We start from the raw sequence: 17,060 nt of genomic DNA on the forward strand, positions 1-17,060 counted from the left end.
GGTGAACCTTCACGAATACCAATCAAAAGCCATTCTCGCCCGTTATGGGATTCCCGTCTTGTCGGGGGGGGTGGCGTCCTCCCCACAAGAAGCCTATGACAACGCCAAACGGCTTGGGGAAAGGGTTGTCCTCAAGGCGCAAGTTCTCACTCATGGACGTGGGCAGGCAGGGGGAATTCGGATTGTGAACAGCGCCGAGGACGCCCGACAGGTTGCCGCGCAGATGCTCGGCATGACCATTGGGCGGTTTACGGCACAGCGTCTTTTGATCGAACCGATCATCGGTATTCGGCAAGAACTCTATATCGGGGTGGTGCTGGATCGCTCCGCTCGCAGTCCGGTGATCATGGCGTCACCCGCTGGCGGGGTAGCGATCCGTTCACGTTCCGGCGGGGTGAGTCGTGAGATGCTTGATCCTGACCTCGGCTTGCACGATTTTCAGGCGCGGGCGTTGGCAAACAGCATTCAATTGGAACGGGAACACTGGTCAGCCTTCATCAGCATTGCCCAGGCGCTCTCGCGCTGTTTCTTCGAGAATGACTGCACCCTTGCCGAGATTAATCCCCTTGCCCTTACCGAGGATGGGCGGTTGATTGCCCTTGATAGCAACTTAATCCTTGATGACAATGCCCTTTTTCGCCACCCAGACCTTGCCGAGATGTACGATGGGCTGGCAGAACACCCGCTGGAACGCCGCGCACGGCAGGCAGGGCTGCGCTATGTGGGTTTGGGCGGTGATATTGGCTGCATGGTCAATGGCGCTGGTCTGGCTATGACGACGATGGACGCTATTGGTTATGTCTCCGCCCTTGCAAAACCGCACAACACCATCAGTAATGCGAATATCATGCCGCACGCTCCGGCTAATTTTCTTGATCTGGGCGGTGGGGCGCTGGCGCACCAAGTGGCGGCGGGCTTACGGGTGATCCTCAATGACCCCAATGTGAGGGCAATTTTGATCAATATCTTTGGCGGGATCACCCGCGCTGACGAGGTGGCGGAAGGCATTTTGACCGTTGCCGTAGAAAGTGACCCGAACATCCCGATCATTTGCCGGCTGGCTGGGACGAATGCCGACGAAGGGCGGGCGCTGCTGCGTGCGGCGGAGTTAGCCCATCTTCATTTAGCGATCACTCTCATTGAGGCAGCGGAACGGGCGATTAGCGCGGTGGGCGGGGCGCGACCATGAGCATCTTAGTCGATAAATCGACGCGGGTCATTGTCCAGGGGATCACCGGACGCGAAGGGAGCTTTCATGCACGCCAAATGATTGCTTATGGCAAAGATCATCACGCTCCGATCATCGTTGGGGGTGTTACCCCTGGGCGGGGCGGAGATTGGTTTGAGAGTGTTCCTATTTTCGATAGCGTGCGAGAAGCACGGGAAGCGACGGACGCCACAACCTCGATTCTTTATGTCCCGCCGCGCCATGCTGCCGATGCCATTTACGAGGCAATTGATGGCGGGATCACCTTGATTGTATGCATTACGGAAGGAATCCCCATTCGAGATACGCTGCGTGTTCGCTCTCGCTTGGCGGGAACGAACACCCGCTTGGTAGGTCCGAACAGCCCTGGTCTTCTGACGCCCGGCGCGGCAAAGGTGGGGATTATTCCCGGTAGAATTGCCATGCCGGGCAATGTTGGGGTGATCTCCCGTTCGGGGACGCTTATGTATGAAGTCCTCCATACCCTGACCCAAAACCGCATTGGGCAAAGTACCTGTGTGGGCATTGGCGGCGATCCAGTGGTGGGGATGAGCTTTACCGAGGTCTTGGCGCTTTTTGAAGACGATCCACAGACCGACCAGATTGTTTTGATTGGCGAAATTGGCGGGGATGAAGAAGAACGCGCCGCCGCCTATATCCGCGACCACCTGACGAAGCCAGTGGTAGCGTTCATCGCCGGAAAAAGCGCCCCAGAAGGGCGGCAGATGGGTCACGCTGGAGCGTTGATTGAAGGGGCGTTTGGGACACACGCCGGAAAAGTCGCCGCGCTCCGTGCAGCGAATGTCCGCCTTGCTGATCATCCCGATTACATTCCCGAACTGCTCAGTGGTCGGTGAGATGCACAGTGAGGCGAGGAGAGAGACGGTACGATATTTGGGTGTCCATACGATCCCCCGTGAGGCGCTTCCGGCATGGATGCATAGTGAACCGCGCCGGCTTGATCCCTGCTTATTGATCGTCCTCGCCTTTGGTCTGTTGGCAGCACTCCCGCTGATGACCCGCCCTGGGTTGCCCGCCAACACGGATGCTGCCCTTTATGAATACCGCTCGGCACAAGTGGCGGCATTGGCAAAGGGGGGAGTTCTTTTTCCGCGTTGGCTGCCAGAGGCTTATTTTGGCTATGGTTCGCCGCTGCTCAATTACCTTCCGCCGCTGCCTCATGTGCTGCCCGCTCTGCATCAGGCACTTACCGAGGCAACCCCCACCGAGAGCGTAAAGGCATTCTTGGTGATGGGCATGTTGGCAGCGGGCGTAGGGATGTACCTCTTTTGTCGGGGGCGCTTTGGCGCAGGGGGAGGGCTGATTGGCGCTCTTGCCTATCAATTTGCCCCGCCGCTCCTCTCTGCCCTGCCCTATCATTCTGGCGATCTGGCGCTGGTCATGGCAATGGCGGCACTCCCCTTTGCCGTGTGGGGGTTGGATGCCATTCGGCTGACCCCGGGACGAGAGGCGTTCTTTGCCGCGCTTCTGGCATTAACGGCATTTGCACTCACCGATGCGCGGATCGTCGCCTTTGCCACTCCGGTATTACTTGCCTTGCTCATTACCGGACGGCATTTGCACTCTGGCAGGCAGCGTATTGGATGGCAAACGGTGCTGGCACTGCAAGGGGCGGCAATTTTGGGGGCGATTTGTCTGACTGCCTTTTTCTGGCTGCCCGCTGTTGCTGAAACGGAGGCGATCCACTGGCTGCCTTCGGGCGATTCAACGTATGGAGGGTCAATTTCTCTGCCAGAAATATTCCGCTCACCGCTCCCTTCCGATCCGAGACTCTTAACGCCGCTTTTTCCGCGTGGGATAGGGTGGGGAGCGCCGATCCTTGCCCTCCTTGCTTTTGCGGGTGTTGTGCTTCAACAGCGGCGGGGAGAAGGGGGCGATGTGCTGCTGTGTGCCATACTAGGGATTGTTTTTGTGATCTTTGCCCTCCCTTCATTTGGTGGATTGTGGCGAGGGGAAGGGTTTCAAGCACCGCAACCCTATCATGCGGTTTTGGTCGCCTTGTTTTGTTTTGCCGTAGCCAGTGCCGGAGTAGGACGTTGGTTGAAGGGTCGCCCTTTACGGTGGGAGATCCTTGGGGTCATTGGACTGTGTGGTATTTCCCTACTCTCAAGCCTGGGTGTCGTTACCCCGCCGCCATGGAACAGCGATTTAGGGGCAGAGAACCCCCTTAGCCTTTCCCTGAAAGCCGCCACAGCCGAATTGCGCGGCGATCAGTTTGGGACCCTTCGTGAGGGTGTGCTGCTGCCGATCCAGACTCCTCGTCCGCTCGACCCCTTGCCCGATTACCTAGCCACTCTGAGAGAGGGGCGTTTGGAGCGCCTGAATGTGGCGGGGATTGGCGCAGAGACACAGCTAGGCGGTGTCCCCTCTGGGGCATTAAGCTACGAATACATCTTGAACACACAAGTAGAGACAACCGCCGAACTCCGTGTATTATTTTTTCCGGGGTGGTCGGCAGCGCTTGATGGTATAGCGCTCTCACTGCGCCCTTCGGCGGAGGGATTAATCAGCCTTCGGCTTCCGGCGGTGAACGGGGCTTTGACAATTCGGTTTGGGGGAACACCTGCCCGTGATTGGGGATGGTTGATCACCTTTTTGGGTGGGGGGGTGATTCTTTTCCTCACCCGTCGGCGGTGGGCAGGGATTGGTAATGAGCGGCGGGAATGGCGGGGGTCACAGCCATCGTTGGGGGTTGTTGTCGGGGGCGGACTACTGCTGTGTGTCTTTGCCGGCGGGGTGACGCTCATCCGCGCCCTCCCCGCCGCCACAGGGGTTGAGCGCTATACGCCACTCCCGCGTTTTTTTCAAGGTGGGGTTGACTTATTAGGCTACCGTCTGGAGACGGCAACCCCTTTGCGCGGCGAGCCGCTGACGTTGGATGTCTACTGGGTGGCGTCGCGCCCGCTGGCGGAGCTGCTGCAATCGGAAGTATGGCTGAGGCGTCCGGGGGAAGACCAACCCTATGCCCAAAGTATTCACCGTCACCCCGGAGGGGTTGCCTCACTACGATGGTCGGTAGGGGGGGTGGTGCGGGATCGCTTTTGGGTGCATCTGCCGCCAGACACACCCGCTGGCGAATATTACCTTTACGTGCGGATTGGGGCGTGCGAGTCGCGGACGATTTTGCCCTGTGCCGATATGTCTGGACGGGATGGGTTTAGCCCGACGGGGCAAAGTGAACGTGGGGGGATTGTCATACCTGTGGTCGTCCGCATAAAACAGTGAAGAGCTGAGTCGAGGATGATGCTAGACAAAAAACGCCTTGAGGGGCAGCAAGGCGTTTGATAAGACCATATGAGAATTTGGAGTTGCCTCCCTTATTGGGGGGGCATTTTGCGGGCGTTCACCCCGATACGCCCATAGAGTCGGCTGAGGGTATACATGTCTTGTTCCAGCGCCACACCTTCGTGGTAGCCTTTCCAAACTTGTTCGCGGTTTAAGACCGCACCCGCCGCCAAAACTTTCAGAAAATTGACCTCTGCTTGTTCGTAGAGTTCGCCAATCAATCGGGTGAGTTCGTCCAAGCCATCATCGCGCCAGGGAAACCCCTCCGAACCGGGCAAAATCGACATCCGCCTTTACGCCTCCTCACGGGAAAATAGGTTTGCGATGTGTGGGCAGCGCATGACCACATTGTAGCAGAATTTGCCTTGAAAGATATAGGCAAGGGAGTGTTGTTTGGGAATGATTTCCGCGCTATAGGCAGATAGTTTATGTTCTTGGTGAAGGCAGGACGTTCGCTTTATACAGATAGGGGTTACACACTTGCCCTCATCCCCTACCCCCTTCTCCCCCTGAGGGCTGAGGGGGTACACGCCAAAGGCAGGTCGTAGGGGAATGAGCGGAAAAACTGCTGTCGCCCCCTCAACCGTAGACAGGGGAAGTGAGGGTAGGCGCGACACCCCAGGGGGTGTCCCTACGAGGGTGGGGGATGGCGGGTTAGAAGGACAACACACCCTAAAATTCCCCTTGTTTTATAAGTGTCATATCCACCGCCCTACCTATCCTGTACATCCGCCCCACCTTCCGCTACACTAGCCCCATCCAACCTGTAGAATAATGTGTGGCATGAGCGTAACAAAACGACGGAATCACTACTACCTTGTCTCCCTCGGTTGTTCCAAGAACACCGTTGACTCCGAAAGCATGGCGCAGCTTCTTGATGAATCGGGGATGCGTCCCACCGAGGCGGCAGGCGCTGCTGAAGTCCTCATTGTGAATACCTGCGGCTTCATCAACGCGGCGAAGGATGAAAGCGTTGCTACGTTGCGCAAACTTGCCATTGGCAAAAAGCGTGATCAGCTTCTCATTGCCGCTGGCTGCATGGCGCAGCGCTATGGACGTGAACTTGTGGATCGCGTGCCGGGGCTGGATGGTGTGATCGGCACGCGCCGCTGGATGGATATTGTTGAACTAATCACCGCACTACGCGGGCGAACACAGCCCGAACCCCTTTACCACCTACCCGATGAGGCAAAGACCGTTGGCAGTGACGAACGGGGCGCTCTCCGTGCCACCCGGCAAGGGAACAGCGCCTATCTAAAAATTGCCGATGGCTGCCGCCGCCCTTGCGCCTTCTGCGCCATTCCGCTGATCAAAGGGACGGCGGTCAGCCGCCCGCCCGATGCCATCGTTCGCGAAGTGCAGCGCCTTGAGGCACAGGGCGTACAGGAATTGATCCTAATCGCTCAAGACTCCACCGATTATGGGCATGATCTGGGAATCAAAGACGGCTTGGCACACTTGCTGGATCGGCTGACAACAGAGACAGCGATGCCCTGGCTGCGCCTGATGTATGCCTATCCGGGGGCAGTTACCGATAAACTGATCGAGATCATGGCGACCCGCTCACAAATCCTAAACTACCTTGATATTCCCCTTCAACACGGCAGCCGCGAGGTTCTGAAGCGGATGCGCCGTCCGGCAAATATCGAATGGTGCTACCAGACGCTTGCCAAAATGCGCTCTGCAATGCCCGATCTCGCCATTCGGACGACGTTTATCGTCGGCTATCCAGGGGAAACAGAGGCGGAATTCAATGAACTGATGACCTTCGTCCGCGATCTGGAATTTGATCGCGTGGGTGTGTTCACCTACAGTTACGAGGAAAACACCCCCTCCGCAGAGCAGACCGGACACCTTTCTGAGGCAGAAAAGAACGCCCGCCGCGAGGCACTCATGGCGCTGCAACAGGGAATCAGCCTGCGCAAGAATCAGAATCAGGTGGGACGCACGCTTGAGGTGATCGTGGACGGGCAAGACAACAACCTGACGATTACCCGCAGTTACCGTGATGCGCCAGAGGTGGATGGCTATGTGATTGTCGAAGGCGAGACAGCCCCCGGACGCCCCATCATCCCCGTGCGAATCACCGGCGCGATGAATTACGATTTGGTTGGTGTAGTGGAAAGTGGATCACCCTTGATCACAATTGGCTAAGATAGTCTTGAAACATCCAAAATGGGCTTGGTGGACGTAACAATCATGAGATCATCAGCAACGCCGCCACATGAAGAAGATAGCCCCCAAAACCGTCCGATGCTATATACTTAGAAATACCGACTAGGATAAATCGTCTGGTGGGCGGTGACGTTGTGGTGACAAAAGGACGGCGTGCAGCGCGAACAATCGCCCTGCAAGCACTTTACGAATTGGATTGTACGCAGCATTCGCTTGGGGAGGTGATGGCAGGGCGGTTGGAGGAAACAGTTCTCCCCGATGAACTGCGGGTGTTCGCTTATGCATTGGTGAATGGCGTTTTGGAATACAAAGCCACCCTTGATGGGCTTATCCGTCAACACGCCCCAGAGTTTCCACTAGAGCAAGTCGCTATTGTTGATCGCAACTTGCTGCGCATCGCCCTCTACGAGTTCTTGATCACTACAATGACACCCGTGAAGGTTGCCATTGATGAGGCGGTGGAATTGGCAAAGGAATATGGTTCGGAAAGTACCGCCCGTTTTGTGAACGGCGTCTTGGGCGCATTGGCAGCACAAATGGGGAAGGCGGAGTCGAAGGATAGCGTATCGTGAATATCTTCGGGATTGGCGCAGCCGAACTGATTCTGATCCTTGTGATTATGTTCATCTTCGCAGGACCAAAACGGATGGTGGCATGGGCTTACCAATTAGGACATTATGTGGCGAAGTTTCGCCAGATGATGGACGAAACATGGGGTGCGATTCGTAAGGAATTTGAAGCCGCGGAGATTGACCTTCCCCAAACACCACCATTGCTTGGCTCAAAAGGGCGGTTTAATGTTCTTGCTGAGGCGAACAAAGTCATAGACAAGGAACTGGGCAAAGAGGCGCGGACGATCAGCGGTGAACTGAACGATGTGGCGCAAACAACACGCTCAGCCTTTGTTGGGGCAAGCACCGTAACCGCCCCCGCTGCCAACACGAATACAGCAAACACAGAGACACCTCCCACCCTAGCAGAGCAAGGCGACCCACCCACCCCCACAAACGGAGACGGGCAGAAGTACGACGCATGGCTACCCCAATAACCCCTACGAACACGCCGGCAAACACAGCGGCGAATACACCCCCTGCCACCACCCCAGAGGTGGAAGGGAAGGTGATGGGCTTTTTTGATCATATTGATGAACTGCGCGTTCGCTTCATCCGTGTCGTAGTGGCGGTAGTCATTGGGATGATCCTCTCCCTGTTCATCACGAACGAGGTCATCGCCTACCTTGCCCGCAGCTATGGGCAGCGCCTTGCCCTCACCGAACCGACTGATTCGGTAGTGACCTTCTTCCGGGTGGCGCTTCTGTTGGGGGCGATCTTTGCCATGCCGATCATCACCTACCAAACGCTGATGTTCGTCCTCCCCGCGTTAACCCGCAAAGAACGTCGATGGGTGTTTTGGGCAATCCCCGGCACAACAGCACTTTTCCTGATCGGCTTGCTCTTTACATGGTTTTTCCTCGTTCCCCTTTACATCACCTTTTTGGCGACCTTCCAAAGTGATATTTTCGTCACCATCTGGACGGCGGATTCGTACATCACCTTCGTCACCGCTGTGCTGTTCTGGCACGGGGCAGCCTTTGAGACACCGCTTATTTTTTATGTTTTGGGGCGAATGGGGATGGTCACGCCGCGCAGCATGGTCAAATTTTGGCGGGCGGCAGTGGTGGGAGCGGCGGTGGTGGCAGCCCTCGTCACCCCAACGGTAGACCCCGTTACGATGTCGGTGGTCATGGTCATTTTATTGGGGTTGTATGTGGCGAGCATTGGTCTGGTGGCTATCGCTGTTCGCATCAACAAACGCCGCCTACAGGCAGCAGAGGCAGCACACCCTTAACCATGCCAATTCGAGTCAACCTTTGGGCGCGAACAATTCTCTTTTTCCTGTGTGTCTACAGCGTCCTCGGCGGGGCAACCTTCAGCGGCGGGATGCTCACCCCACGCTACCAAATTGTCAACCTAATTCTCATCAGTGCCGTAGGATTGCTGTGGTTTGTTGCCCATTGGCGGGGCTATGGGCGGCGTGTCCCCCGCTGGCGGTGGGGCGCTGTTCCGCTGGAACTGGCAATCGGGCTGTGGGTGGTCACTATTGGCGTTTCTCTGGCGGCAAACCTTGAACTATGGCGGCGCATTGCTATTGGGATGTGGTACGTTGGGCTGTATATCCTCGTCTGGTACGCTCTTCAAGATGCCCTTGCCAACCGCACCCTGACTCCGGCGGCGCTCACCGAAGGAATACTTCTGGCGGGTGGGGTGGTCATGGTGCTGCCCACCGTTCAACTCGTCCAACGCTTGACTGCCTACCTCGCCATTCCGGGCGATATACGGGGGGCAATGACCCCGCTCAGCGACCTTGTGCGGCTGTCGGGAACGCTTGAAAATCCGAATCGCTTAGCCGTGTTTCTTGTCTTGCTGCTTCCGCTTGCGCTGGCGCGGATGGTGAACGCCCTCCGCGCCCATCGGCGGGTGGGGGGCGCGTTCTGGGCAGGGTACAGCGCTTTGGCCGGGGTGCTGCTGATCTTCGCTTTCAGCCGAGGGGGATGGCTGAGCGGAGCAGGGGCGGTGATCGCCTTTGCCGCGCTTTTGCTGCTCCATTCCGGGTTCACCAGTCCCGCCCGTGTGAGGGCATGGTGGCAGGAACAAAGTGGGCATGCGAAGGCACTGGTTGGCGCTTCGGCGCTGATTATACTTATCGCTGGCGTTGGCGCTGTCCTCGTTTTCTTTCGTATCTCGGCAACACAAACCCGTTTGGGAGATCAGCGGGGGATGTTCTACACGGCGGCAGTGGCGCTCTTTCAAGAAAAACCGCTCACCGGAACAGGGCTATACACCTATGGGCAGGGCTTGCTTCGCTTTGACTCCATGCCCCCCCGCCAAGTTCACAGCCACGCCCACAGCGTCCCCTTCACTGTTGCCGCTGAGTTGGGTCTTTTGGGGTTGATCGCTCTGACCGTCTCTGGGGGCTTCGTCGTCTGGGGGGTATCAAAGCAATGGCGAGCGCTGAACAGCCCCGAACATGCTGGTGAACGGATTCTGCTGGCGGGTGGAATCGCCGGAGTGGTCGGCTTTTGCCTCCACCATCTGACAGACTTCACCGCTGTCACTGCGGTGATCCCGCTGGCGGGGTTGGTCGTCTTAGCCGCTATTGTGCCAGCGCCGCTTCACCTTAGTGGGGCAAAACCCGCAGAGCGTTACCATTGGCGAGGGATTGTTTCCCTTTTGCTGCTGGCTGTCCTGCTTGGCGGGGCGCTTTATAGTTACAACGCTTATGCCCTTTATTACGATGCCTTGGTGGGCGGCTATCCAACGGGTGACTATCGCCGTGTGGCGGAAGGGAGCGCGGCAGCGCAGCAGCGCGATCCAAACATGCCCGTATACCCGCTCATGGCGGCGTACTTTACGATGGTTGATGGGACGGAGGTGACACGCCCAAGGGTTGAGTCTAGTCTCGCCTTTTATGATGCCTTCCTCGCCCTTGAACCCTATTACGCGCCAGCGTGGGCAAATGATGCCGCCTTGCACTGGTGGCTAGGGCAAGAAGGACAAAAAGACGAAGACCGCCAGGCGGCAATTCGTGCCATGCGCCGTGCGGGGGAGGTTGCCCCTGATGCGTGGGAGTTTCACTACAATCTGGGGGTCTATCTTGAGCAGATGGACTTTGATGAAACGGGGATGCGGACGGCTTACGAGCGGGCATTAGAACGTTACCCAGGCAGTCGCTTCTATCAGGGGTGGGAGGAAAGCGCCCTCCGCCGTCAGATTGCCGAAACCTATATCCCGCTGATGCCGCTGACCGCCTTTCAAGAGACTCTGCGGCATCTTCAAAAGGAGACCATTCCGCAGGCAGTGGCGGTGTGGGCAGATGCCCCTCAGCGGGAGCAGAACGATATGGCGGGCATGGCGCTTTCGGTGATCCTTGCGGTTGAGTCAGGGGCGGACATTGATTCCGTTGAGTTGGCGTTGAACCGCCTCGAACGCTACAGCGAAACGCTGAAAGCCTTTTATGCAGTAGCGGATATTCCTTTTTATGGGGAATGGCTGGCATTGGGGCGGGGCTACGGGGCGTGGCGTTTAGGAGACAAGGCGACAGCAGAAAAAAATATCAGGGCTGTTTGCGAGGCATTTCCCACCGCGCCACGTTCGTTTCCCGATATCGTCTCGTCGCACTTCTTACGGATTGCCGTCCCCGATTACCTTCTGCCGCAGGTCTATTCGCCAAAACATCCGGCAGAGGTGGAATTTTTGCTGCGGCGCTTGGTCGGGCGTGCTGATCTAGCGAATGCACCAACGCTTAGTGAAGAATGCAAGGCAGAATGGGGGCTAGTTTCGCCATTGCCTGTCCCCGGTGGCTAAGGCGGTTTTTCTCCACTTCGGAAAGTTCCGCCACTGTCCGCCCATTAGGGAGGACAAAAAGCGGATCATAGCCAAAGCCGCCTGTCCCGCGTGGGGCATCCCCGATGCGCCCCTCACAAATCCCCTCAGCGACGATTTCCACCCCGTTGGGCGTGACACAGGCAATAGCACAGACAAAGCGGGCGCTACGCCGCTCGGCAGGGATATTCTCTAGGGCTGCCAACAGTTTTGCGTTCCGTTCGGCTGTTGTGGGCGCATAGCGGGCGGAATAGATCCCCGGTGATCCATCAAGCGCATCGACCATCAACCCGGAATCATCGGCAAGGGTGATCACTCCGGCGGCGGCGGCATATGCCCGCGCCTTGATCAGAGCATTTCCGGCAAAAGTGACCCCTGTTTCGGGAACATCCATTCCCGCCAAGCCAACATCGGCAAGCGTCCGCCATGTGATAGGTAGATCGGCAACCATGCTGCGATATTCGGTCAGTTTGCCCGGGTTTGTGGAGGCGATTAGAAGGGTAGGCATAGGGGTGTGACCGTGTTATAGCGTGCGGGGACGTTCAAATAACAAACGTCCCCACACACGAGATGCCTTAAATAGCTTTTTCTGTCTTACGATCAAAGATGTGAATGCTGGTCACATCGATCAGGACGCGCATCCGCTGCCCAACCAGAGATGTGGTACGAGGGTCAAGACGGGCGATGAAGGTCTTTCCACCTTCTTCAAGGTAGATGATCTTCTCGTTGCCCATCTGCTCAACGACATCAACGTTGGCTTCAACAGGCGCCGGGTCGATACCGGGGGGCGGTAGCTGGGCATCGTGAATGTGTTCGGGGCGAACGCCGAGGATAACCTCGCTGCCAATGTAGGGGCGATAGCGATCATAATTGGCGGCGGGGACATGAACACGGAACACGCCCGTATCAATGAATAGCTTTCCACCTTCTTCAACAAGGCGGCTATTATCAAAGAAATTCATTGAGGGGCTGCCAATAAAGCCAGCCACAAAGATGTTGGAAGGCTTGTCATAGAGCAACTGGGGTGTATCCAATTGCTGAAGTTCACCAGCACTCATGACGGCAATCCGCGTCCCCATGGTCATGGCTTCTACTTGGTCGTGGGTCACGTAGATGAATGTCGTCCCCAAGCGTTGGTGCAGTTTGCTAATGAACGCCCGCGCCTCAACGCGCAGCTTTGCATCAAGGTTGGAAAGCGGCTCGTCCATGAGGAATACTGCGGGTTCGCGGACGATTGCCCGCCCCACCGCAACACGCTGCCGCTGACCGCCAGACAGTTGGCGGGGTTTGCGATCCAGCAGCTGCTCAATGAGCAGGCTCTTGGCAACCTCGCGGACGCGCTGATCAATGACCTGTTTGGGGGTCTTGCGCAGGCGCAGACCGAATGCCATGTTCTCGTAAACGGTCATGTGCGGGTAGAGGGCATAGCTCTGAAAGACCATAGCGATATCGCGGTCTTTCGGGGCGACATTATTCACAACGCGATCCCCAATCAGAATTTCGCCATCGGAAATTTCTTCCAGCCCCGCCAACATACGCAGGCTGGTGGATTTCCCACAACCAGAGGGACCGACAAGGACAAGAAATTCTTTATCGGCAACCTCGATGTTCAACTCGCGCACGGCGATGACATCCCCGGCATAACGCTTCCAAACATTACGGAATGAAACACTAGCCACTGATCAATCCTCCATTGCAAACTTTTTTCGCGCAGCACAATAAAGCCTGAAAAACCCGCCTTAAAGCGGAAGGAACGAGTATTTATTGTGCGTTAGGGTGATTATGACATCCTTTTTCACTTTGCACAACCAATTTTTACCGAAAACCATCGATTTTCGTGCAAATTTGATAGATCGCCTAAAACATAAAGAATTCATTGAGAGACAATGAAATTTCAATACATTTCACATTTAAGGGTAGATCCTGGTTCAAAAAATGCCTGTAGGGATTACACGCTTGTCCTCATCCCCCTACCCCCTTCAATCTACCCCTTTCGATGAATACGTCGTAAAGGGGCAATCGCCCCGTTACGACGACGAAGCCAAGCGCAACCGTATGGCAAGCCAACGGCAATCGTGCCATACTCGTTATTGATTGGCAATTTACCACTGCTGATGCCCGTATCAACCTTAAATAGCGTTACCGATCATTTTATTGGGAAAGCAATTGGGAGTTTCTAGTAGTCCATCGGGAAGGTAACCACAGAAAGAGACAGCCCTCACCCCCTCGCCCGCAGCATTTCTCCCCTTTCCCCGTAGACAGGGAAAAGGCGCGGGGGATAGGGGTTCTTTAGGAATTTTCTTGACGAACTATTGGTCTATGAAGGCGGTGTGACCTTGCTCACCTTTGTCAAATTGGGCGGATCGCTGATTACCAACAAACAGGAAGCCGAATCTTTTCACGCCGATCTAATGGCGGAGGTTGCCAGCGCGTTAGTTCATGCTTTTGAACAAGGCGTTCCCCTTTTGGTTGGGCATGGCAGCGGATCGTTTGGGCATAGCGCCGCCGCCAAACATGGCACCATGGACGGGGTGCGTACCGCTGATCAGTGGATCGGCTTTGCCGAGGTTGCCTTCGTCGCCCGCCAGCTAAATACCCTTGTTGTTGACGCTCTGGCGTCGGCGGGGCTGCCTATTTTCGCCTTCCAACCTTCGGCATCGGCACGCTGTCGGGATGGTGTCCTCGAATCCATGGAGGTTACCCCGCTGACCTTAGCGCTAAGCGAAGGGCTTGTCCCTGTTGTCTATGGCGATGTCGCCTTCGACTCGGTGCGGGGGGGGACGATCATTTCCACCGAGACGATATTTCGTTACCTTGCCGGAAGGCTAAAGCCCTCCCGGATATTCCTCATTGGCGATATGGCAGGGGTCTATGATCAGCGCAAGCAGATCATCCCGCTGATTTCCCCCGCCAATTACGAAGCAGTGGCGGCGCAGATTGGCGCATCAGGGGGGGTGGATGTCACCGGCGGCATGGCGACGAAAGTGCGCGATATGATCGCCCTAGCAACGGCAGTGCCTGGGTTGGACATTCGCATCTTTGGCGGCGGCACGCCCGAACAAATTTCCCAAGCCCTGCTTGGCGAAAGCGAGCCAGGGACGCGCATTATTGGCGATGAGCCGCTCTGATTTTTCGCCGCGTTGTTGTCCATGGTCTACCCACCGTTTCACCCGCCGCGATGGAATCATCTATCGGCTTAGCCCCTTCTCCATCCGGCAGCGTTCCGCCCTTCCCTGTGTATGAGGATAGGGTTCTTTCGGAATCGTGCTGATGAACGACTGAGCGCGTTGCGGCATTTTTCGGTAAGATCATTCTAAGTACCGCCACAAAAGGTGTTTGGAGTGAGGAAAGCAGAAAACCCTGTGCAACAACGCCTTTCAAGCTCCGAAGGGGTGGCTGCTTTCAGCCCGGCGCTTTAGCGTCGGGATCATCAGCGATCCCGCCTGTTCATTGTGGTCGTACTTGGCAACCCTCCAACGAATGATTCACGGCAAACGCAAAAAGGACGGCGATCATGAAACTGGCACTCATTGGGCTTGGGCGCATGGGCTTGAATATGGTGAAACGGATGGTGAAGGGAGGGCATGAGGTAGTCGCCTTCAACCGCAGCCCCGAACCCGTTCAGGAGGCGGCGGCAGCAGGCGCTATCGCGGCGGCGTCCCTTGAAGATGCCGTCAGCAAGCTAAGCGCCCCTCGCGTTGTTTGGCTCATGTTGCCCGCTGGCGATGTGACGGAAAAACACCTCACCACGCTGATGACTCTTCTCAGCCCGGGTGATCTGATTGTGGATGGGGGCAACAGCAATTTTCATGACACAATGCGCCGTGCAGCGATGCTCCGCGAAAAAAATATTTACTATGTAGATGTTGGCACAAGCGGCGGCATTTGGGGGCTGGCAGAGGGCTACAGCATGATGGTTGGCGGGGAGAAAGCAGCCGTAGAGATTCTCCGTCCAGCGTTGGAAACGCTTGCCCCCGCACCCGATCAAGGCTGGGGGCATATGGGTCCGAGTGGCTCAGGTCATTACGTCAAGATGGTTCATAACGGAATTGAGTACGGGATGATGCAGGCATATGCCGAGGGGTTCGAGATCATGCGGGCGCGGAAGGAATTCAACCTTGATCTCTACCAGATTGCCGAGGTGTGGCGCTTTGGCAGCGTCGTCCGCTCATGGCTGCTCGATCTCACCGCCAACGCCTTGAAAGAGGATCAAGAATTAAGCGACCTGAAGGGCTATGTTGCCGATAGCGGCGAGGGGCGCTGGACTGTCTTTGAGGCGATTGATCAGGACGTTCCCGCACCGGTGATCACGCTCTCGCTCCAAATGCGCTTCCGCAGCCGTCAGGATGATAGCTATGCCGGGAAACTTCTCGCCGCCATGCGCAATCAATTTGGCGGTCACGCGGTGAAGAAAAACGAATAGGCGGAGAACGCCCATGGTCACCAACAGCATTGTCATTTTCGGCGCGTCGGGCGATCTGACGCGACGCAAATTAATTCCCGCTTTGTTCAATCTCTGCCGCAAGGGGCGTTTGCCCGAAAGCCTCCAAATTATTGGCATGTCGCGCACCGTTTACAGCGATGCGGAGTTTCATGCGACGCTGATCGAAGGGGCAAAGGCAGCCTTAGGCGCTCACTGGCACGCCGAACAGTGGGACGATTTCGTCAAGCGCGTCCATTACCTCGCCGGCGATGCGGCAAAGGCGGAGGATGTTGCCACACTGAAGAACTTCCTCGCCACGTCCGAAGGGGAAAGTGCGAACCGCTTGTACTACCTATCTACCGCCCCCTCGCTTTACATTCCGATCACGGCGAACCTCGGCACAGCCGGATTGACCAGCGAGGAGAACGGGTGGCGGCGGGTGGTCATTGAAAAACCGATTGGCTATGACCTGAAAAGCGCCCGCGAGTTGAACGCTGCGGTACGGATGTCTTTCAACGAGCATCAGGTGTACCGCATCGATCACTACTTGGGGAAAGAGACGGCGCAAAACCTCTTGTTTTTGCGCTTTGCCAACACCATCTTTGAACCCGTGTGGAATCGAAACTACGTTGAATATATCCAAGTGACGGTGGCAGAACAGGTGGATGTTGGTACACGGGGTGATTATTACGATCATGCCGGGGTGCTGCGCGATATGTTCCAAAACCACCTGTTGCAATTGATGGCGCTGGTGGCGATGGAGCCGCCCCCTTCCTTTGACGCCGATCTCGTCCGAAACGAGACGGTGAAGGTCTTAAACTCCGTCCGCCCCATTACCCTGAGCAACACTGTTCGGGCGCACTATCGCGGCTATCGTGAGACGCCCGGGGTGAAGCCCGATTCCCAAACGCCAACCTACGCCGCCCTGAAGCTCTACATTGATAATTGGCGGTGGCAAGATGTTCCCTTTTACCTTCGTTCGGGGAAGGCGCTGGAACGCAAAGACAGCGAAATTGTGATCCGTTTTCGCCGCCCTCCCCATCTTATGTTTGAACTTCCGCCGGGGGCAAGTTTTGAGCCGAATACCCTCTCCATTTGCATTCAGCCCGACGAAGGGATTCATTTGAAGTTTGAGGCAAAAGTGCCGGATGCCCTCCGAGAGACGCGCTCTGTCGATATGGAATTCCATTACCGCGATGAATTTGCCGATAAAGCCATTCCTGAAGCCTATGAGCGCTTGCTCCAAGACGCAATGAGCGGCGACGCCTCGCTTTTCGTCCGCAACGACGGGGTCGAGTCATCATGGCGGCTGATCGACCCGATCTTGCGGGGGTGGGAAACACCCGATGCCCCCCCACTAGCAATCTATGAGAAAGGGACATGGGGTCCCACCGAGGCGGATGAACTCATGGCGCGTGATGGGCATCAGTGGCGCTTGGGCTGCGGCGGGCATGAGTAAGCGCCTGAGCAATTCACCGTTCCTCAGTAGGGGCGTATGGTATACGCCCTTCCTTATCCGTTTAAGAGTGTGTCGCCACCTCTGTTCCTCCCCCCTCCCCAAATCCTC

General features: G+C 56.6%; 14 protein-coding genes. 11 read left to right on the forward strand and 3 right to left on the reverse strand.

The window, feature by feature from the left end; translation table 11 throughout:
- Position 1 precedes the first annotated feature (1 nt).
- From sucC to HS103_02145, 3 genes are read left to right on the forward strand one after another with little or no spacing between them, the layout of a single operon-like run.
- Positions 2-1,189 (forward strand): ADP-forming succinate--CoA ligase subunit beta, encoded by a 1,188-nt coding sequence (sucC, locus tag HS103_02135; GenBank protein MBE7511600.1) that lies wholly within the window; start codon positions 2-4, stop codon positions 1,187-1,189.
- Entirely contained in the window at positions 1,186-2,064 is an 879-nt protein-coding gene (gene sucD / locus HS103_02140; GenBank protein MBE7511601.1) for a succinate--CoA ligase subunit alpha, read from the forward strand. The genes sucC and sucD overlap by 4 nt, the downstream gene beginning before the upstream one ends.
- Positions 1,967-4,453: a hypothetical protein gene (locus HS103_02145; protein ID MBE7511602.1), complete on the forward strand. Its 2,487-nt coding sequence runs from the start codon at positions 1,967-1,969 to the stop codon at positions 4,451-4,453. Before sucD ends, HS103_02145 begins: the two co-directional genes overlap by 98 nt.
- 92 nt (positions 4,454-4,545) lie before the next feature.
- Here the strand turns inward: HS103_02145 and HS103_02150 are convergent, their stop codons facing one another.
- Positions 4,546-4,800 (reverse strand): hypothetical protein, encoded by a 255-nt coding sequence (locus HS103_02150; protein ID MBE7511603.1) that lies wholly within the window; start codon positions 4,798-4,800, stop codon positions 4,546-4,548.
- 496 nt (positions 4,801-5,296) lie between these two features.
- Here HS103_02150 and rimO point away from each other — a divergent pair, with 496 nt between their 5' ends.
- The 5 genes from rimO (at position 5,297) to HS103_02175 (ending at position 11,052) form a co-directional block, all read left to right on the forward strand.
- Positions 5,297-6,667 carry a 30S ribosomal protein S12 methylthiotransferase RimO gene (gene rimO, locus HS103_02155; protein MBE7511604.1) on the forward strand — a complete coding sequence of 457 codons (1,371 nt, stop codon included), beginning with the start codon at positions 5,297-5,299 and terminating at the stop codon, positions 6,665-6,667.
- Positions 6,668-6,825: 158 nt separating this feature from the next.
- Positions 6,826-7,260: a transcription antitermination factor NusB gene (gene nusB / locus HS103_02160; GenBank protein MBE7511605.1), complete on the forward strand. Its 435-nt coding sequence runs from the start codon at positions 6,826-6,828 to the stop codon at positions 7,258-7,260.
- A complete protein-coding gene (locus HS103_02165; GenBank protein MBE7511606.1) occupies positions 7,257-7,736 on the forward strand; it encodes a hypothetical protein in 480 nt (159 codons plus the stop codon). The genes nusB and HS103_02165 overlap by 4 nt, the downstream gene beginning before the upstream one ends.
- Positions 7,721-8,536 (forward strand): twin-arginine translocase subunit TatC, encoded by an 816-nt coding sequence (tatC, locus tag HS103_02170; protein ID MBE7511607.1) that lies wholly within the window; start codon positions 7,721-7,723, stop codon positions 8,534-8,536. Before HS103_02165 ends, tatC begins: the two co-directional genes overlap by 16 nt.
- Before the next feature lie 2 nt (positions 8,537-8,538).
- A complete protein-coding gene (locus tag HS103_02175) occupies positions 8,539-11,052 on the forward strand; it encodes an O-antigen ligase family protein (protein MBE7511608.1) in 2,514 nt (837 codons plus the stop codon).
- On the opposite strand, the gene rdgB is transcribed toward HS103_02175, so the two are convergent.
- Both rdgB and ugpC read right to left on the reverse strand, forming a co-directional pair.
- A complete protein-coding gene (gene rdgB / locus HS103_02180; GenBank protein ID MBE7511609.1) occupies positions 10,991-11,578 on the reverse strand; it encodes an RdgB/HAM1 family non-canonical purine NTP pyrophosphatase in 588 nt (195 codons plus the stop codon). The genes HS103_02175 and rdgB overlap by 62 nt on opposite strands.
- A 67-nt stretch (positions 11,579-11,645) precedes the next feature.
- Positions 11,646-12,749 carry a sn-glycerol-3-phosphate ABC transporter ATP-binding protein UgpC gene (ugpC, locus tag HS103_02185; GenBank protein ID MBE7511610.1) on the reverse strand — a complete coding sequence of 368 codons (1,104 nt, stop codon included), beginning with the start codon at positions 12,747-12,749 and terminating at the stop codon, positions 11,646-11,648.
- Positions 12,750-13,406: 657 nt separating this feature from the next.
- Between ugpC and HS103_02190 the strand changes: the two genes are divergently transcribed.
- The 3 genes from HS103_02190 to zwf all read left to right on the forward strand — a co-directional run bounded on the left by HS103_02190 (position 13,407) and on the right by zwf (position 16,952).
- Entirely contained in the window at positions 13,407-14,198 is a 792-nt protein-coding gene (locus HS103_02190; GenBank protein ID MBE7511611.1) for an isopentenyl phosphate kinase family protein, read from the forward strand.
- A 386-nt stretch (positions 14,199-14,584) separates the two neighbouring features.
- Positions 14,585-15,493: a decarboxylating 6-phosphogluconate dehydrogenase gene (gnd, locus tag HS103_02195; protein ID MBE7511612.1), complete on the forward strand. Its 909-nt coding sequence runs from the start codon at positions 14,585-14,587 to the stop codon at positions 15,491-15,493.
- Between the two features lie 13 nt (positions 15,494-15,506).
- On the forward strand, positions 15,507-16,952 hold the full coding sequence (zwf, locus tag HS103_02200; GenBank protein MBE7511613.1) for a glucose-6-phosphate dehydrogenase: 1,446 nt from the start codon (positions 15,507-15,509) through the stop codon (positions 16,950-16,952).
- Positions 16,953-17,060 lie beyond the last annotated feature (108 nt).

The organism is Anaerolineales bacterium (assembly GCA_015075625.1).
Lineage (GTDB): Bacteria > Chloroflexota > Anaerolineae > Aggregatilineales > UBA2796 > UBA2796.